We start from the raw sequence: 18893 nt of genomic DNA, 5'->3' as shown, positions 1-18893 counted from the left end.
GAAAAAGATTCTCATTTATAAAATTGAGGTGTGATATAGATGACAAAGAAAAAGATAGGTTTACTCGTAATGGCGTATGGGACGCCAGAATCATTAGATGATGTAGAAGCGTACTACACACATATTCGCCACGGGCGTAAACCTTCCGAAGAAGCACTCCAAGACTTAATCGGGCGCTATAAAGCGATTGGCGGAATTTCACCACTTGCAAAAATTACGAAAGAGCAGGCGCATAAATTAACAGATTCAATGAATAATATATTTACAGAGTATGAATTTACTTGTTACTTAGGCTTAAAACATGTTGCACCATTTATAGAAGATGCAGTAGAAGAGATGAAGCGCGATGGAATTGAGCAGGCAATTAGTATCGTATTAGCGCCGCATTATTCTACTTTTAGCATTAAAGCGTATAATGACCGTGCGATTCGTCTTTCAAAAGAAATCGGTGGTCCTGTTATTGAACCAATTGAACAATGGTACGATGAACCGAAATTTATTTCCTATTGGGCAGATCAAATACAAGAAACGTTTACTAAAATTATAGATAAAGAGAAAGCCGTCGTAATTTTTTCTGCACATAGCTTACCAGAAAAAATTATTGCAGCAGGGGACCCGTACGTAGAGCAATTACAACATACAGCGGATTTAATCGCTACAGCTGCGAATATTCAAAACTATACAATTGGTTGGCAAAGTGCTGGGAATACTCCAGATCCATGGATTGGACCGGATGTGCAAGATTTAACGAGAGATTTATTTGAAGAGCATGGATATGAATCTTTCGTATATTGCCCAGTTGGCTTTGTGGCAGAGCATTTAGAAGTTTTATATGACAACGATTACGAGTGTAAAGTGGTAACTGATGAATTAAATTTGGCATATTTTAGACCAAATATGCCAAATTCAAAATCTGTATTTATCGATTGCTTAGCTGCAATTGTTTCCAAAAAAATGAAGGAAATAGTTGACAAAGATTTAGTTTTGAATAATAATTAGTTTATAATAATTTTAAATAAATAATAATTACTATGAAAGAAAGAGGAGGATCCCCCTAGATGAATCCAAATAATCGCTTAACAACAAACCAAGGTGCTCCAGTTGGAGACAACCAAAATTCTCGTACAGCTGGTCGCCGTGGACCGGTATTATTAGAAGACTATCATTTAGTAGAAAAACTGGCACACTTTGATCGTGAACGTATTCCAGAGCGTGTTGTGCATGCACGTGGTGCAGGTGCTCACGGTGTATTCGTAACGAAAAACAGCATGAAGCAATATACGAAAGCGGCATTTTTACAAAATGAAGGAACTGAAACGCCAGTATTTGTTCGTTTCTCAACGGTTATTCATGGTCAAGGTTCTCCGGAAACAGCGCGTGACCCACGTGGGTTCGCTGTTAAATTTTATACAGAAGAAGGAAACTACGATATCGTAGGTAATCATTTACCAGTTTTCTTCATTCGTGATGCAATTAAATTCCCAGACATGGTGCATTCTTTAAAACCAGCACCTGATACAAATATTCAAACTCCAGATCGTTACTGGGATTTCATGACGTTAACTCCAGAATCAACACATATGATGACATGGGTATTTTCTGATTATGGTACACCAGCGAGCTATCGTGAAATGGAAGGTTTCGGTGTCCATTCATTTAAATGGATTAATGCAGAAGGTAAAATCGTTTACATTAAATATCACTGGAAACCACAGCAAAGTGTACGGAACTTAAGTGCAAAAGAAGTGCAAGAAGTACAAGGGAAAGATTTCAACCATGCAACTCGTGACTTGTTCGATGCAATTGAAAAAGGAAATTATCCGAAGTGGGATTTACACGTACAAGTGATGCAACTAGATGAAACGGATTCTTTAGACTTTGATCCGCTAGATCCAACGAAAGTATGGCCAGAAGATCGCTTCCCGTTAATTGAAGTAGGGACAATGACGTTAAATCGTAACCCGAAAAACTTCTTCGCAGAAGTAGAACAGGTGGCGTTCTCTCCGAGTGCAACTGTAAATGGTATTGAACCATCTGAAGATAAATTATTACAAGGTCGTTTATTCTCTTACCCAGATACACAGCGTTACCGCCTTGGTGCAAACTACTTACAAATTCCTGTAAACTGCCCATATGCAGCTGTCCATAACCAACAACGTGATGGTGCGATGCAAGTGAATCAAAACCCATCTACAATTAACTATGAACCTAGTCGTCATACTGAAAATCCAGTTGAAGACCCGACTTACCGCGATTCAACTATGAAAGTAGAAGGCTATGTATCTCGTGAAAAAATCGAGAAACCAAATGACTTCAAACAAGCAGGTGAGCGTTACCGTTCATTCTCTAAAGAGGAGCAAGCGAACTTAATTGCAAACTTAACAAATGACTTAAAAGATGTAAATGAACGCACGAAATTATTAGCTGTGTGTAACTTCTTCCGTGCAGATCAAGAGTACGGTATGCGTTTAGCACAAGCGTTAAATGTTGATATCACGCAGTACGTTGGAAACGCTCCGAAATAAATAGAAAAAGACGACCGGATTTCGGTCGTCTTTTTTATGTAAAACATGTTTTACATAAGGTGTAAAAGATGTTATATTTTTGTCAAATAAATTTTACATACAAGAGGTGTATTGAATGGATGTTGCTATTTTTATTATTGCGCTCAGTGTCTTTTTATTTGTAGTGTTTGCTATTATAAAAATGTTTATAGCGATTGGAAAACAAGGTGATGAACGCGCTGCATTTATAAAAAACAAAGCGATGGCTGAGACGTTTCAAATTGCGATGGGGCTAATGGTGCTTGAGATGATCCCTTTTATTTATCATCGTTTTAATGAAACGGTAGGAACACCGTTTAATCCAGTTCGCTTTTTAGCTGTCATAGCTGTGGCATTTCTTATTATCTTAAGTGCCAATAAAAGAAAGTACGGTGATTCGTAAGTTACAAGGGGTATTTTACGTTTAAATCAGGTCGGAATTTGTTGGTAAATCGATATATCGAAATGAGCGCTGATATATTCATAGAAATACTGAATGGGGTATGCCACCAACAAGTACAATAAAAAGAGATGCAATCTACTACCAATAGATTGCATCTCTTTTTTAGTTCACTCGCTCCGTATACTCATAAGCTTTCTCTCCATGCATCGAAATATCAAGTCCCATATGTTCCTCATGCTCATCTACCCGAACGGGGAGGAAGAAGTTAATCGCTTTAATGATGGCGTATGTCATGATAATTGTGAATGCATATGTTGCACCGATTGCTACCAGTTGCTTAAACAGTAAAGCGGCGTTTCCGTACAATAATCCGTTAGCGCCATCACCGTTTACAGTAGTAGTTGCAAATAGTCCTGTCGCAATCCCACCCCAAGTTCCGCCGATGCCGTGGCATCCGAATGCATCAAGTGTATCATCATATCCGAATTTCGTTTTTAAGAAGAAGACCGCTCCGAAGCATAATACGCCGCCAATTGCTCCGATAAGAAGAGCGGAGAAAGGTGTAACGAACCCGCAAGCTGGTGTAATAGCGACTAGACCAGAAACTACACCACAAGCGGCCCCCATCGCAGTCGGTTTTGATTGGAAGAACCACTCTGAAAGCATCCAAGTTAATGCTGAGGCAGCGGCGGCTATATTTGTATTAATAAATGCGGTTAGTGCTACATCATTTAAAGATAATGCGCTACCGACGTTAAAACCGAACCAGCCGAACCATAGTAAGCCTGCGCCTAACATCGTAAATGGTAAATGATGAGGGGAAGAACCGTTTATGTTTTTTCGTTTTCCAAGGAAAATAGCTAATACAAGACCAGCAACGCCGGATGTAATATGAACGACATTACCACCAGCGAAGTCTAACGCGCCAAGTTCTCTTAGCCACCCGCCAACGCCCCATACCCAATGAGCGACAGGATTGTAAACAATTGTTGTCCATAGAAGGATGAAAATAAGGAAAGCTGAAAATCGCATTCTTTCGGCGAATGCACCTGAAATTAAAGCGGGAGTTAAAATAGCGAACATGAGTTGGAACATCATAAATAAATTGTGAGGAATAGTGGATGAATAGTCTGGATTTGGTGCGTAGGTAACTCCGTTTAAACCGAACCAATCGAGATTGCCGATAAGCCCGTGCCAATCTGGTCCGAATGATAAAGAATAACCAATTACGATCCACTGAATCGAAACGATAGCCATTGCGCTATAACTATGCATTGTCGTACTGAGTACATTTTTACTGCGAACCATACCCCCATAAAAAAGTGCCAATCCTGGTGTCATCAACATGACCATTGCTGTCGTTACAAACATAAAAACCGTATCGCTTGTATTCATTCTCTCTCCTCCTGTAATGTTAGAAAAAATAACATGAACTTGTTATGTTTCATATCATATTCGAAATAAAATGAAAAATCAACTAAAAATTCAGAAAACTTTATAATTCATGTTAGGAAATCTGACATGAATTATTTTAGGGAGAAAGAAATCAACGTATGCGATTCATTCGGATAATTGGTATAATATTCTTACAATTAAAAAACATGGGGGATGCGTGTGGGAAAAATACAGACTAGGAAACTATTCATTTGTTTTTGTTTAGCTGTCGTTTTGTTTGTACCAATACATGCTTTTGCAGATGAAACAAGAGAGTGGCGAGACGAAGTTATATACTCCATTATGATTGATCGCTTCAATAATGGAGAACCGAAAAATGACAAACAGTTAGAAGTTGGTAATTTAGAAGGATATCAGGGCGGAGATATAAGAGGGATTATAAAAAGACTGAATTACATAAAAGAAATGGGCTTTACCGCTGTTATGCTTTCTCCGCTTTTTGAAAGTGGAAAGTACGACGGATTAGACGTGCGCGATTTTCAAAAGGTAAATGAACATTTCGGAACAGAAAATGATGTGAAAGAACTTGTACAAGAAGCGCATGCAAAAGGAATGAAAGTTGTACTTCAATTTCCGCTTGGAGAAAACGAACAACAAGTCATCGACTCGATGAAATGGTGGATCAAAGAAGTCGATTTAGATGGAAGTTATGTAATACATAGTGAAAAAAAGCCGCGTTCTTTCTGGGATGACGTGCAAAAAGATATGCAAGTGATAAAGAAAGATTTTCGTGTTACAACAAAAGAAGATAGTGAATATAACGAAAAAATAGTAGAATCGTTTTCCGAAGCGGATGTATCGGTGAAACCCTTATATGATGTGAGTAAAAAAGAAGGGGAATCCATTACATTTTTAGATAATCAAGATACAAAAAGATTTGCCCGGATTGCAAAAGAGAATATGAATTATCCACCATCTCGTTTGAAACTAGCTCTTACATATTTATTAACATCACCCGGTATTCCGAATTTTTATTACGGGACTGAAATTGCATTAGATGGAGGGGATACTCCGGATAATAGACGATTAATGGATTTCAAATCAGATGAAAAATTTATGCAACATATAACGAAACTTGGTGAGCTTAGACAAACGAGACCATCTCTACGACATGGTACGTTTGAGCTTTTATACGATAAAGATGGAATGAGTATATTAAAGCGAAAGTATAAAGATGAAGTGACAGTAGTAGCGATTAATAATACGAAAGAAACACAAAAAGTTGCTTTACCTGTAAGTGCAATTGGTGAAAAACAAGAGTTAAGAGGATTGTTAGAAGATGAAATTATAAGAGAAGAAAACGGAAAGTTTTATCTCGTTTTAAAGCGGGAAGAATCAAATGTGTATAAAGTTAACAGAGAAACAGGTGTGAATTGGTTATTTATCTCCTTAATCGTCGGTGTGAACGTATTATTTATTGCGTTTTTAATTGCCGTTAAAAAGAAGCGTAGATAAGGGGACATTCTCTTTTGTGTTGAATTGAAAGTGCGTGGTGGGGTGAGATGTTTGGGACAACCATGATGATGGGGAATTTGTTCGGTGGGGCGATAGTGTTCATTCTGTTGATACAGCAATTCTGAAGGGAAATAATACAAAATCGAAAATGATAAAGTGTACATTCCTAAAAAATCATTTGATAAAGCGATATGGTGTTGCTCTTAATAAATATAAAAACTCCTCGAATGAGAGGAGTTTTCCAGGTTAGGGAGAAATTTTTCTTCCTAGCCAGTTTTTTTGTCAACACCGATAGAAAAAGGGAAGGGGAAGGTTTCTTATAGTGGGAGGAAAAGACCTTTGAAATAAACAATCATTGCAACTATATTAATTTTACATTACATTAAAAGTTAGAGAATACTCTTATACTAAAGTACTAAATAGTAGGAGGAAAAATGGAATTTTACGATTTGGGTATTACCATTAAAGAACTTAGAATTAAAAAAAATATATCGCAATCCGAATTATGTCATGGAATATGCTCACAAAGTCAAATTAGCAAGATCGAAAAAGGTGTGATTTATCCATCTAGCATATTGTTATATCAATTATCAGAAAGACTTGGTATTGATCCAAATAATATATTTGCACTAACTAAAAACAAAAAATTTAAATATATAGAAAATGTGAAATGTGTAATGAAGGATTGCATAAGACAACATCAATATAAAGAGCTTTATGAAATAGTAACAAAAGAAAAAAACTTAAATAATTTTCGAATAAAAGAAGATAAACAATTTCTAATATGGCATGAAGCAATTGCTATATATCGTGTGAATAACTCAATAAAAACGGCTTTAGCTCTTTTAAATAATGCATTAAAAATAACTGTAACGAATATTGATTTTTTAACAGAGAGAGAAATAGATATTATGCAGACAATGGCTATATTTCATGCAGAAAATAAAGAATATAAAGAGAGTATTAACATATTAAAAAGATGTTTAAATAATTTTAATAAGTTAGATTTTCCTAGAGATAAAGAAATTAAATTAAAAATCATTTATAATTTAGCAAAATGTTTAAGTTACACATATCAATACGAAGAAGCAAAAAAATACATTGATAAGGGTATCAAATTAGCTATTAATCTAAATACTTTATACTTATTGGGTGAACTATACTATGAAAAAGGTTCGAATTTATTAAAGCTTAAACAATCTAATAAAGAAAATGTTGCTAATAACATGAAAAAAGCGTTATTTATATTTGAATTAACAAAAAACGAAAAAAAATTACAAATAATTAAAGAAGAATATTTCGAAAAACATAATTGTTAAATAACTACTTATAGTACAATAAAACCCACAGGAAAAGTTCCCGTAGGTTTTACACTTATAAACCTCTTAATATTTTTTATAAACTTGATTCTAAAATATTATTACTTAATATGTTGAATGAAAGTTTACTTAACGTACTTTCTATTTTGAAATCTGCATCCCTATTAACACTTTATACTTCTTTTCACTTCCATATTAAAATTAAGATGGTTCAAGTAAGAGGAAGGCACCTTAGAGTGTCTTTTTTATGACCTTTATCATCAACTATTTAATGTTTCTTTAAATTATTACATAACATAGTTTTTTTGTACCAAGCTTTGTTAATGCAATTAGATTTATCCTTTAGTGTAGTCATATTATTAGAACATCCTTTAATATTTAGAAAGAATATAGCCAATAAAAAACATAATATTAACTTCTTCAAATAACCACTTCTAACCCTTTTATAATTAACTTTTTTTCACAAAATAAGATTCCTTATTAATTCTACATTACATTGAAGGGTGGAAAATATTCTTATACTCATAAATTGTTACGCTTGAGTAGGGAGAGAGATTTTGGTTTATGGAGGTAGTTGTGGTGACTTTGGCTTGGGATTCAATTGATAAGGAAAGTGATTCAAGTTGAAGGGAAACGTCCTAAGGTGTCTTTTCCTTATTTTTAAAAGGACATGCTCAATTCCATGTATAAAAAAATTCTACAATGAGACCTAGTCTAACCACGCGGTCACCGGTAAGATATTCGTATGAATAGACTCTGTTCGCTCAGCAATTTTCACCGCAAATACCCTCTCATGTCCTTGTCGTATTGTCCCTACATGATAAAAAGAAAAACTCCTCTAATTAAGAGGAGTTTTCTTTTTAGCGGTAGTTAATAAATTGTACGTCAATCGGTAAGTCAGCGCTGCGAACAGCTGCGATAACTGCTTGTAAGTCATCACGGCTTTTCGCTGTAACACGTACTTGGTCATCTTGTACTTGTGTTTTTACTTTTAATTTCATTTCTTTAATGATGTTGTTAATTTTTTTCGCGTTATCTTTATCGATACCTTGTTGAAGTGTTGCGCGTTGGCGAACAGTGTTACCAGTTGCAGCTTCAACTTTTCCGTAATCTAAGTTCTTAATTGGAACGTTACGTTTTACAAGTTTAGAAATTAGAACGTCCTTTACTTGGTCTAATTTGAACTCATCGTCAGAAGTTAAAACTAGTACTTCTTTTTCTAATTTAATATCACTTTTACTTCCTTTAAAGTCATATCGGTTTTGGATTTCCTTTAATGCGATGTTAATTGCGTTTGTTACTTCAGGTAATTCTACTTTCGAAACGATGTCAAAAGAACTATCTTTTGCCATAGTTAGCACCTCCAAATAAATTTCTAATCTTTTTATGTACTGTACATACTAAAGTATAGCTGAAAACGAGCTTAGACTTAAGTGTTTTCATACTTATATTCATGTAACCTCATTTTATTATAGTGAATTTTGGGCAGTTGGACAAATAAAGGAAAAATCGTGTTATAATTAACTTTTGTTTGGAATGATAAAAAAGATAATTTTATATATATAGAAGGGAATTAAAAAAATATGTATTTGCAATTAGGATCGATTGAACAGGTAACTGTTTTACGCGAAACGGAAATCGGATATATGGTTGGGAATGAAGAAGAAGAAATTTTCCTACATAAAAACGAATTAGTTGGAGAAATTGAAGAAGGCGCTAAGATTGATGTATTCTTATACCTTGATCACCAAAATCGTATTTCAGCAACAATGAAGGAGCCACTTATTACAACTTTTGATTGGAACTGGGTAAAGGTTGTAGAAGTTATTCCTAGTTTAGGTGTGTTTGTTGATATTGGTGTATCAAAAGATATACTAATCCCAGCTGATGAGTTCCCGATTTATATGCCAGTATGGCCAGAAGTTGGAGACGAATTATATTGTACGTTAAAATTAACGAATCGTGATCGCCTTATCGCTCTTCCGGCAAGAGACAGTGATATGCAAGAAATTATCGTAGATGCGACGCCATCTATGCGTAATAAAAACGTAAATGGACGTGTGTATCGTTCACTTCAAGTTGGTTCATTCATACTAACTGATGAGCATTTCCGTGCTTTCTTACACCATACTGAAAGAAAAGAACAAGTCCGCATCGGTGAACGTGTAACGGGCCGTATTATTGACGTAAAAGATGACGGTACAATTAACATTTCACTTCTTCCTCGTAAAGAAGAAGGAATGGAAGATGACGCTGCAGTGATTTATGCATATATGGAAGAACGTGGCGGAGCAATGCCGTTTTGGGATAAGAGTCACCCAGAAGATATTAAAGAACGTTTCAACATGAGTAAAGCTGCATTTAAGCGCGCGCTTGGTAAGTTGATGAAAGAAGAAAAGGTTTATCAAGAAGAAGGCTGGACTTACTTTAAAAAATAAAGCAAATAAAAGCATCCCCTTATATTTTGTGAAATATAAGGGGATGCTTTCTTAATTTCCTCGCTCATGCGCAAAAGTAAATGTATCTTTCAAGTCATTATCACTTATTTTAATATTTGCCTTTTTTAATTCTCTTTGTAACAACTTTTGACTGAATGTAGGATCAGCAATACGTTCTGCTTCTAAGTTTTTGCGGATGGAGTCTTTTACTTCATCGTAAGGTTGTAAATCTTTTTTACCAGTTAGTTTAATAATGTGATAGCCATTTGGTGATTTGACTGGATCACTAACTTGGCCGATTTTTAGTTTGTAGGCAGTTGTTTCGAATTCTGGTGTCATTGCACCGGAATGGAAGTATCCGAGGTCTCCGCCTTTATCTTTTGATAGTAGATCTTGTGATTCTTGCTTTGCTAATTCTTCAAATGAAGCACCAGCATCTAATTTTTTCTTTATTTCTTTCGCTTCATTTTCGTCACTTACTAAAATGTGACTCGCTTTAATTTCTGGTTTATAGTGGTCTTTCACATCTTTTTCTGTAACACTCTTCTTAATTGCTTCATTCATAGCAAGTTTGAACTTAATTTGATTTTTGAAATCGGCTTCATCTTTTAAACGATTGTTTTCTAGTACTGCTGTGAATTGATCTCCGTATTGATTTTTCGCTTTTTGTACTTCTTTATCTACATCATCGTCAGATACTTTATATTTTTTTGTGATAACGTCTTGTGCCATCATTTCGTATAGCATGTCTTTTCCATAACGATCTTTCAACTGCTTTTCGAAGTCACTCTTCGTAATGGTTGAGTCTGTTGCCGTAGCGACTGTAGTTGAGCCGTTTTTTTGTCCACAAGCAGATAGCATTAATATACTTAGTAGTGCAGTAATAATGAAAATATGTTTCCCTCTCATGCTAACACCTCATCCGAATATGTTATCGCTATTGTAGAATATAGAAGTGAACATGAAGTGAATTTTTAATGTTTTTTCCCCGTAAACTGTAAAAAAAGTACACCAACAATACTGTTGGTGTACGATGGAATCAAAGGTGATCGGTCTTTTTGGAATAGGCACGCTTACCTTGCTCTATATTCTTTTGTTCTTGTTCATTTTTTTGCGTACGCTTTGCATTATTATCGCGTGCTTTTTTGTCGTTATCACTTGTATGTGGCATATGTATCAACTCCATTTCTAAACGTTGTACGTTTATCATTTCCTTTTTCGTAAAGACTATGTATAGCAGTGCATTCATGAATAATAAGGGTGGATTAGAAATGGATTTGAAGTTGAATTATACCGAACTTATAAAGAAGTTAATCGTTGTAATCGTCGCAGGTTTGTTAAACGCGATTGGAATGAATTTATTTTTAACGCCAGCGAAAGTGTACGCGAGTGGTTTTGCTGGATTGTCTCAATTATTATCACAAATATTAAACGACTTTTTATCTATTCATATATCAACGGGGGTATTGTTTAGCTTATTTAATATTCCTGTCGTTATTTTAGCGTGGAAAAAGGTTGGGAAGGCTTTTACTTTTTTTAGTTTTCTTTGCGTTATATTTATGACTTTGTTTCTAGAAATTATCCCAGTTAAAGCAGTTTCGAACGACATCATATTGAATGCGATTTTTGGCGGGATAATTTCAGCAATTGGGGTAGGGATTGCTTTAAAGTGGGGGGCTTCTACAGGTGGTTTAGATATCATCGCGATGATTTTATCTAAGATAAAAGATAAACCTGTTGGCACATACTTTTTCTTTTTTAATGCAATTATCATTATCGCTGCAGGTTATGTATATGGATGGGAAAAAGCGTTATATACTTTGTTGACGTTGTATGTTTCAACGAGAATTATTGATGCGATTCATACCCGTCACGTGAAGATTACAGCATTAATCGTTACGAAGAATGGGGCAGAGGTACGCAAGGCGATTCATTCACGCTTAGTGAGGGGGATTACAACTATACCGGCAACAGGTGCTTATACAAATGAAAATAAGGAAATGTTAATGATTGTGATTACTCGTTACGAATTGTATGAATTAGAGAGGGTTATTAAACAAGTGGACCCAGGTGCATTTACAAACGTACTGCAAACGGTTGGGGTGTTTGGATTGTTTCGAAAAGATTAAAGAGGACCAAAGCTGGTCCTCTTTTTTAATGTAAATTCGTAATGTTTTGCAACTGCTCCTGCATTTCGCGTAGCTGAACTTTTTCAGCTGTTGAAGAGTTTGCATAAGCAGAGTGCAAAGCGTTTTTTGCTCTATATACGAGATCTTGTTGCTCAGCGCCGCTTGAACAAGATACGGCATTTGTGACAGCATCTCTAGCTTGTTGGAATAGTAAGTTCCCCATTTAAACCCCTCCAAAAGAAGAGTTGTTTCTCGCTTTTTCTGCCTCAGCTAATGTACCTCTGTACGGGAATCTTGCATCATGCTTCATAACAGCATCGGCTCCTTGTTGGATAAAACGTTTTGATTTGTTCTTTTTACCCATTCGAAAAACCCCCTTTATTTAGCTGAAAACAATCGACGCGCTGACTTTTGCGTCTAATTATAGTATGAGCGTTTGGCGAGAAACTATAAGCAGGGAATTTTTAGATTATAACCCAAGAACCTCTTCTAAATATAGAGCGATACCATCTTCTTCATTCGTTAACGTTGTATGGTTTGCAAGTGATTTTAATTCAGGGATGGCATTTCCCATTGCGATGCCGTGACCAGCAAATTCAATCATTTCAAAGTCGTTATCTTCATCACCGAAAGCGATAATTCGTTCTTGTGGAATGTTGTAATGACTAGAAATTTTTTGTAATCCGACAGCTTTATTTAACCCGCTTTTTACAATTTCAATAATTGGCCAAGGTGCGCCCCATTTTCTATGATCGATTACTTCAGCATGCATATCAGTTAAGTGTTGACGAATTGCACTGGAATGCTCGTCATGTGCGTCGATTAATAAGCAAGTTGGATGATCGTTTAAAATATTTAATAAGTCTCCTGTAAAAATCTTTGGAGAACCGAATTCGAAAATATGTTTTTTATCTTCATCAATTTCACGAACATACACATCGTCCATTACTTCAGCGTATATATTTTTCACGCCAAAATCAAAGCAAGCTCGGACAATTTCTTGAGCTGTTGCTAGCTCGAGAGGTGAGTGATGTGTACCCCACTTTGAATCAAGAGGGTGATGTACGTAAGCGCCATTAAAGTTTACGATTGGTGTGTTAAGACCAAGTTCTTTATAGTAATCAAAACTAGCGCGGAATGGACGTCCTGTTGAAATAACGACAATATGTCCTTGTTCCTTTGCTTTTGCAATTGTATGTTTCGTTCGAGTAGAAATTATTTTGTTGTCTGTTAATAAAGTGCCGTCTAAGTCTAATGCGATTAAATGCTGTTTTTTCATAATTTCACCTCTTATAATAATTTTTTTGTTTTTATCTGTATTTCCGTTTTTTAATATGCAGAAATAAGAGGTTAAACTGGGTGATACCACCATAGATGGGAATTTCACTATATATCCATCTTACGTCTCGAAGTGCTGTGGTGTCTACTATTTCTCGCTGGAAATTAGGAAAAGTCAACATCTTTTTAGAAAGTTCAAACAATGTTTCTTTCATTATGTACAAATTGTGAAAAGGGTTACATTGCTCGTATGAGGAGGCTTATAATGAACATGTAATCTTCTCGTATATGTTTGACTCTCCTTTGAAACTAGCCTAGAGTAGGTTGGTTTCTTTTTTTTCTACAAATAGGGAAGAAATCCCTGCTTACACTTGTGTCATTCATATATATGTACAAGAACGAGATGTAGTACTTGTTTCCTAAACATGACAGAAAAGCTTTCTTTTAAAATGGATATACTAATGAGGCAAGACGTCATGGAAGGAGAATGAAGATGGGACAAAATCGCAGGTTTCGTTCTGGACAAAAAGCGCCAAATGATGGCATTTACGTAGAAATTGGTGAAACGGGAAGTATGGTGAAAAATCCCCAAATGGTACAATTAACTGCCGGTGAAAAGTTTCCAGAGAACACGAATCATAACCGTCAGTGGACATATAAAAGAAAACCGTAAAAGGAGCCGCAATCATCATTGCGGCTTTTTTGTCATTACACGTTATAATTTCATTTACCGTATATTTTTCAATTGTATCATGCATGCGCACTTTTCTTTTTTCCAATAATAAGTTTGAAAATACATAAGCAAAATTATTGTATAAAAAAGTCAGTTGGCGTATAATCAAATCAAAGGTCAAAGAAAGTCAAACATTTGGAGGGCTGTAAAGATGGACTTAAATCAAATGACAACAAAAACACAAGAGGCGATTATGAGTGCCCAATCTTTAGCGGTGTCTCATCATCATCAAGAAGTAGATACTGTTCATCTCTTGTTTACATTATTAGAAGAGCAAGATGGGTTAGCAGTACGTATTTTTCAAAAAATGAATGTCGATATAGAAGCGTTAAAGCAAGGCGCCGAAAGTTTAATTAAGAAAAAGCCTTCTGTAACGGGAAGCGGAGCAGAAGCGGGCAAATTATATATAACAGGTGCTCTGCAACAACTACTTGTAAGAGCAGGAAAAGAAGCAGAGAAATTGCAAGATGACTACATTTCAGTTGAACATGTATTGCTTGCTTTTGCTGAAGAAAAAGGCGATATAAATCAATTACTTACAAGATTTCATATTACGAAAGACAACTTATTACAGTCTTTAATGACAGTTCGGGGGAATCAAAGAGTGACTAGTCAAAATCCAGAAGCAACTTATGAAGCGTTAGAAAAATATGGCCGTGATCTAGTGGCGGAAGTAAGAGCGGGGAAAATTGACCCTGTAATCGGCCGTGATAGTGAAATTCGCCGCGTCATTCGTATCCTTTCACGTAAAACGAAAAACAACCCGGTTTTAATTGGTGAGCCAGGTGTTGGTAAAACAGCAATCGTTGAAGGATTAGCACAGCGTATTGTAAAGAAGGATGTACCTGAAGGATTAAAAGATAGAACAATCTTTGCGTTAGATATGAGTGCGCTTGTAGCTGGAGCAAAATTCCGCGGTGAATTTGAAGAGCGTCTGCAAGCGGTATTAAATGAAATTAAAAAGAGTGAAGGCCGCATTTTATTATTCATTGATGAACTTCATACAATCGTCGGCGCTGGTAAAACAGAAGGTGCGATGGACGCAGGAAATATGTTAAAACCGATGCTTGCGCGTGGTGAATTGCATTGTATCGGGGCGACAACGTTAGATGAATATCGTAAATATATTGAGAAAGATCCAGCGCTAGAAAGACGTTTCCAACAAGTATTAGCAGAAGAACCAACTGTTGAAGATACAATTTCCATTTTACGTGGATTAAAAGAGCGTTTTGAAATTTATCACGGTGTAAATATTCATGACCGCGCGATTGTAGCAGCATCTGTTTTATCAGATCGATATATTTCAGATCGCTTCTTACCTGATAAAGCGATCGATCTTGTTGACGAAGCGTGCGCAACAATTCGTACAGAAATTGATTCTATGCCGACAGAATTAGATGAAGTAACGCGCCGCATTATGCAGCTGGAAATTGAAGAAGCGGCTCTTGGAAAAGAGAAGGACTTTGGTAGCCAAGAACGTCTCAAAACATTGCAACGTGAATTATCGGATTTAAAAGAAGTTGCAAGTGGTATGAGAGCGAAATGGGAGAAAGAAAAAGAAGATATTCACAAAGTTCGTGACTTACGTGAACATTTAGAGCGACTGCGCCGTGAATTAGAAGAAGCAGAAGGTAATTACGATTTAAATAAAGCAGCGGAACTTCGTCACGGGAAAATTCCTGCAATTGAAAAAGAGTTAAAAGAAGCAGAAGAAATGGGCGCGCATAATAAACAAGAAAATCGTTTATTACGTGAGGAAGTAAGTGAAGAAGAGATTGCTGATATTGTTTCACGCTGGACTGGTATTCCTGTCGCAAAACTCGTTGAAGGTGAACGCGAGAAATTACTACGCTTAGAGCAAATTTTATCAGAGCGTGTAATCGGACAAGAGGAAGCGGTAAGCTTAGTATCAGACGCAGTTCTTCGTGCACGCGCCGGTATTAAAGACCCGAACCGTCCGATTGGTTCCTTCATCTTCTTAGGACCGACTGGTGTTGGTAAAACAGAACTTGCAAAAACGTTAGCACAGTCTTTATTCGATAGTGAAGAGCAAATGATTCGTATCGATATGTCTGAGTATATGGAGAAACATGCTGTGTCACGCTTAATTGGTGCGCCTCCTGGATATGTTGGATATGAAGAGGGCGGTCAATTAACAGAAGCAGTAAGACGTAAACCATATTCTGTTATTTTATTAGACGAAATCGAAAAAGCACATCCAGAAGTATTTAACATTTTATTACAAATGTTAGATGATGGACGCATTACAGATTCACAAGGTCGTACAGTAGACTTTAAAAACACGGTCATTATTATGACTTCAAATATTGGATCCGCTCATTTGTTAGATGGATTAGAAGAAGATGGTTCCATTAAAGAAGAATCAAGAGAACTTGTAATGGGACAATTAAGAGGACATTTCCGACCAGAGTTTTTAAACCGTGTCGATGAAATTATTTTATTCAAGCCTCTTACAACGAATGAAATTAAAGGTATTGTTGATAAAATTGTAAAAGAATTACAAGGCCGTTTAGCTGATCGTCACATTACAGTGGAATTAACGAATTCTGCAAAAGAATTCGTTGTAGAAGCTGGCTTTGATCCGATGTACGGAGCTCGTCCATTAAAACGATACGTACAACGTCAAGTTGAGACGAAATTAGCGAGAGAATTAATTGCAGGAACGATTACTGATAACAGTCACGTAGTTGTAGATGTAGAAAATAACGAATTAGTCGTTCGTGTGAAATGAAAAAAGAGTTCGGATAAAATCCGGACTCTTTTTTTAGTGTTGTTCTACTGGCTCGTTTGGAATTGCAGCTGAAATCGCAAGTACTAATACCGCAAGAACAACTGAGAAAATAGACGCTTGGTTAAAATCGTATGTACCGCCAGTCATAGAACCAATTACATAGCTCATCATATGTACAAGCGCGAACGACCAAATTAATGCCCAAATGAAACGCATATTTTACACCTCTATTCGTTCAATCTGTCCTTATTGTAACACAATTGAAAAAAGAATATAGAAAAATATTTGTAGATTTTTCAACGCAAATTTGCATTCTGTTCATACATTATAAAAGAGTACTTTTATATGTTTAGAAAATAAGGCGGGGGAAAAATGAGTATTACGGAACGTTTTTTTTACTTAGAAAAAGAACCATGTGTCATTTATTTACCAGAGAAGCCAAATGGATTTTCTGTAATGCTTCTTGGTGATTACAACTACTTTATTGAGAATGGTACAAGTTTATGGACACAGCATGCGGGAAGATCTTATTTTTTACATGGCCTTATTGAGGAAGGCTACACGGTCTTTTCTTCTAATTTATACGGAAGACATTGGGGAAACGACCAATCTGTTCGGCTAGCAAAACGTTTATATGATGTTGTTTTGAGAAAAGAGACATTGAATGCGAAAATGCACATTATGGCAGATGGTATGGGTGCACTTGTAGCACTTGAAATGATGAACAAATACCCTGAATCTATACGCTCTGTCATTATGTTAAATCCGTGTTTAGATTTACCAGAATATGTGGAGTTTGAGAAAGAGCATAAGTTTTTTTACAAAAGGTTAGTGAAGGAATTAAGTTTGGCGTATGATTCCAAAGAAGAAGAATTAGCATCAAAAATAAATAAGAAATCATTTACGCTTCTTCCGTCTTGTGTACCTGTTAAAATTTTCGTGTCAACACAAGAAAAAAGAGGAAGAAAACAGTTGTTACGTAAATATGAGAAAATGAGGCAATTTAATCAATGTGATACTTCTGTCTTATTCCATCTGCAAGATGTGAAATATAAAATGGTTAGGCAAGCGACTGATTTCTTTAAAAAATATGAAGAAGAATTGTGAAGCTCCCATATACATAAATGAGGAGCTATTGGTTTCAAGGGGAAAGGGTTGGTGGTATGGAACGCGTGCTAATTATAGGTGCACTTACGTTTGTAGGTTATCACCTTGTGAATAAAATGATCGCAGAAGAAGTAGAAGTGTATGGTCTTGATTTTGATGAATTCGATAGTATGACAAAAATCAATGAAGAGAAGTTATTGTTAATTGGGCGAAATGCGTTATTTACGTATTATTCGATAAGAGGTGAAGATGGATGGAAATCAGTGGAAGGAGAGAAGTTCGATACGGTTTACTTTTGCTTGTATGAGCCAAATCAGCATAGTGGGTTTCGGAATGAAAGGCTTATATTGCAATATTTAAAGCGAATTATAAAAATGTGTGAAGAACATAAAGTAAAGTTAAATTTAATTTCTTCTATTGAAGTAGGAAGTGCAGATGAATCTGAAAATAAACGTCTATTTTCGAAAGTGGAAGAAGGATTGAAAAAAGGAGAGGTACAATATAGTGTATTTCGAGTTCCTACATTATATGGACCATGGCAACCATCTTTTATGATGTATCATCAGCTCATCTTATCAGAACTGGATGAGAAAGAGTGCCGTTATGCGAGCGAGGAAAACGGAAGTGATCTACTGTATGTTGAAGATGTATGTGAATGCTTATGGGAAAATGGAATGAACGAGGAGTATCTCGGTATATACAATTTACTTAGTGGTAAAAAGTCATTATGGAAAAAAGGTATGAATCTTTTACGTGCAGAGGATAAAGTGAATAAAAAGAATGAGGAAGAAAGAGATGAAGCTGTAGAGGTTATTTCGATAAAAAGAAATACCCCGTTAGAATACGGTTTAAATAAACAATTGGCACATATGAAAAAATATAAAGAGTTATACGAAGGGTAGAGCACGTGTTACACTATTGTATGTGAAAGTTTATTGGAGAGAGGAAGAACATACTATGAACGAAAAAAGCATGCAATTTTTACAAATCGCAATGAAGCATTTACCAGAAGCAAAAGCAATTTTAGATGATAATGGAATTGCACTTGATATGGAGAAAGCACAACCAGTATTAGAGTTATTGATGAAAGTTATGAATGAAGCATATGAGCTTGGGAAAGCAGATAAAGAGTAAGACCCTTCTTTTTTGAAGGGAGAGAGGCTCGAACCGTAAGTAGAAGCGGTTCGGGTCTTTTTATATTTCGAAAGAAACTAGGAAAGGTATGTTTCTGTTTCTTTTTATAAACAATAAAGTGAATAATGCCTAGCTTTATGCTTTAGC

At 35.8% G+C, this 18893-nt stretch carries 20 protein-coding genes; 12 read left to right on the top strand and 8 right to left on the bottom strand.

Annotated elements, in window-relative coordinates:
- Positions 1 to 39: 39 nt before the first annotated feature.
- The 3 genes from hemH (at position 40) to ACUN28_RS23575 (ending at position 2946) form a co-directional block, all read left to right on the top strand.
- Complete coding sequence (hemH, locus tag ACUN28_RS23585) at positions 40 to 999, top strand: ferrochelatase (protein WP_016133897.1); 960 nt, start codon at positions 40 to 42, stop codon at positions 997 to 999.
- Positions 1000 to 1058: 59 nt separating this feature from the next.
- Entirely contained in the window at positions 1059 to 2525 is a 1467-nt protein-coding gene (gene katB / locus ACUN28_RS23580) for a catalase KatB (RefSeq protein ID WP_016088914.1), read from the top strand.
- A 115-nt stretch (positions 2526 to 2640) separates the two neighbouring features.
- Positions 2641 to 2946: a hypothetical protein gene (locus ACUN28_RS23575; RefSeq protein WP_016088913.1), complete on the top strand. Its 306-nt coding sequence runs from the start codon at positions 2641 to 2643 to the stop codon at positions 2944 to 2946.
- Between the two features lie 162 nt (positions 2947 to 3108).
- Here ACUN28_RS23575 and ACUN28_RS23570 read toward each other — a convergent pair whose 3' ends face one another.
- On the bottom strand, positions 3109 to 4341 hold the full coding sequence (locus ACUN28_RS23570) for an ammonium transporter (protein ID WP_016088912.1): 1233 nt from the start codon (positions 4339 to 4341) through the stop codon (positions 3109 to 3111).
- Between the two features lie 213 nt (positions 4342 to 4554).
- Here ACUN28_RS23570 and ACUN28_RS23565 point away from each other — a divergent pair, with 213 nt between their 5' ends.
- Positions 4555 to 5856, top strand: coding sequence for an alpha-amylase family glycosyl hydrolase (locus ACUN28_RS23565; protein WP_048894634.1), 1302 nt, complete (start codon positions 4555 to 4557; stop codon positions 5854 to 5856).
- A 434-nt stretch (positions 5857 to 6290) separates the two neighbouring features.
- Positions 6291 to 7175, top strand: a complete 885-nt coding sequence (locus ACUN28_RS23560) for a helix-turn-helix domain-containing protein (RefSeq protein WP_016088910.1) — start codon at positions 6291 to 6293, stop codon at positions 7173 to 7175.
- 860 nt (positions 7176 to 8035) lie between these two features.
- Here ACUN28_RS23560 and ACUN28_RS23555 read toward each other — a convergent pair.
- Positions 8036 to 8527, bottom strand: coding sequence for a YajQ family cyclic di-GMP-binding protein (locus ACUN28_RS23555; RefSeq protein ID WP_001040146.1), 492 nt, complete (start codon positions 8525 to 8527; stop codon positions 8036 to 8038).
- A 231-nt stretch (positions 8528 to 8758) separates the two neighbouring features.
- On the opposite strand from ACUN28_RS23555, the gene ACUN28_RS23550 reads away from it, so the two are divergent.
- Complete coding sequence (locus ACUN28_RS23550; RefSeq protein WP_016088909.1) at positions 8759 to 9613, top strand: CvfB family protein; 855 nt, start codon at positions 8759 to 8761, stop codon at positions 9611 to 9613.
- A gap of 51 nt (positions 9614 to 9664) precedes the next feature.
- On the opposite strand, the gene prsA is transcribed toward ACUN28_RS23550, so the two are convergent.
- Positions 9665 to 10522, bottom strand: a complete 858-nt coding sequence (gene prsA, locus ACUN28_RS23545) for a peptidylprolyl isomerase PrsA (RefSeq protein WP_016088908.1) — start codon at positions 10520 to 10522, stop codon at positions 9665 to 9667.
- 130 nt (positions 10523 to 10652) lie between these two features.
- A complete protein-coding gene (locus tag ACUN28_RS23540; protein ID WP_001120850.1) occupies positions 10653 to 10784 on the bottom strand; it encodes a DUF3941 domain-containing protein in 132 nt (43 codons plus the stop codon).
- Between the two features lie 100 nt (positions 10785 to 10884).
- Between ACUN28_RS23540 and ACUN28_RS23535 the strand changes: the two genes are divergently transcribed.
- Positions 10885 to 11742, top strand: a complete 858-nt coding sequence (locus ACUN28_RS23535) for a YitT family protein (RefSeq protein WP_016088907.1) — start codon at positions 10885 to 10887, stop codon at positions 11740 to 11742.
- Between the two features lie 25 nt (positions 11743 to 11767).
- Here ACUN28_RS23535 and ACUN28_RS23530 read toward each other — a convergent pair whose 3' ends face one another.
- The 3 genes from ACUN28_RS23530 to ACUN28_RS23520 all read right to left on the bottom strand — a co-directional run bounded on the left by ACUN28_RS23530 (position 11768) and on the right by ACUN28_RS23520 (position 13021).
- Positions 11768 to 11965 carry a DUF3813 domain-containing protein gene (locus tag ACUN28_RS23530; RefSeq protein WP_016088906.1) on the bottom strand — a complete coding sequence of 66 codons (198 nt, stop codon included), beginning with the start codon at positions 11963 to 11965 and terminating at the stop codon, positions 11768 to 11770.
- Positions 11966 to 12106 (bottom strand): hypothetical protein, encoded by a 141-nt coding sequence (locus ACUN28_RS23525; protein WP_016088905.1) that lies wholly within the window; start codon positions 12104 to 12106, stop codon positions 11966 to 11968. It abuts the gene before it with no gap.
- A 105-nt stretch (positions 12107 to 12211) separates the two neighbouring features.
- The gene (locus tag ACUN28_RS23520) at positions 12212 to 13021 is read right to left on the bottom strand and encodes a Cof-type HAD-IIB family hydrolase (RefSeq protein ID WP_016088904.1); all 810 of its coding nucleotides are present in this window, start codon (positions 13019 to 13021) and stop codon (positions 12212 to 12214) included.
- 492 nt (positions 13022 to 13513) lie between these two features.
- On the opposite strand from ACUN28_RS23520, the gene ACUN28_RS23515 reads away from it, so the two are divergent.
- Both ACUN28_RS23515 and clpB read left to right on the top strand, forming a co-directional pair.
- Positions 13514 to 13693 carry a YjzC family protein gene (locus tag ACUN28_RS23515; protein ID WP_002095847.1) on the top strand — a complete coding sequence of 60 codons (180 nt, stop codon included), beginning with the start codon at positions 13514 to 13516 and terminating at the stop codon, positions 13691 to 13693.
- 211 nt (positions 13694 to 13904) lie between these two features.
- The gene (gene clpB / locus ACUN28_RS23510; protein ID WP_016088903.1) at positions 13905 to 16505 is read left to right on the top strand and encodes an ATP-dependent chaperone ClpB; all 2601 of its coding nucleotides are present in this window, start codon (positions 13905 to 13907) and stop codon (positions 16503 to 16505) included.
- 33 nt (positions 16506 to 16538) lie between these two features.
- Here the strand turns inward: clpB and ACUN28_RS23505 are convergent, their stop codons facing one another.
- Complete coding sequence (locus tag ACUN28_RS23505; RefSeq protein WP_001211112.1) at positions 16539 to 16721, bottom strand: YjzD family protein; 183 nt, start codon at positions 16719 to 16721, stop codon at positions 16539 to 16541.
- A gap of 156 nt (positions 16722 to 16877) precedes the next feature.
- Here ACUN28_RS23505 and ACUN28_RS23500 point away from each other — a divergent pair, with 156 nt between their 5' ends.
- The 3 genes from ACUN28_RS23500 to ACUN28_RS23490 are packed head-to-tail and all read left to right on the top strand — an operon-like array spanning position 16878 to position 18746.
- Positions 16878 to 17612 (top strand): hydrolase, encoded by a 735-nt coding sequence (locus ACUN28_RS23500; protein ID WP_016088902.1) that lies wholly within the window; start codon positions 16878 to 16880, stop codon positions 17610 to 17612.
- A 17-nt stretch (positions 17613 to 17629) separates the two neighbouring features.
- Positions 17630 to 18514, top strand: coding sequence for an NAD-dependent epimerase/dehydratase family protein (locus ACUN28_RS23495; protein WP_116329241.1), 885 nt, complete (start codon positions 17630 to 17632; stop codon positions 18512 to 18514).
- A gap of 55 nt (positions 18515 to 18569) precedes the next feature.
- The gene (locus ACUN28_RS23490; RefSeq protein ID WP_001986215.1) at positions 18570 to 18746 is read left to right on the top strand and encodes a ComZ family protein; all 177 of its coding nucleotides are present in this window, start codon (positions 18570 to 18572) and stop codon (positions 18744 to 18746) included.
- Positions 18747 to 18893 lie beyond the last annotated feature (147 nt).

Source organism: Bacillus sp. WC2507 (genome assembly GCF_052656125.1).
This window is presented reverse-complemented; position numbering and strand designations above follow the sequence as displayed.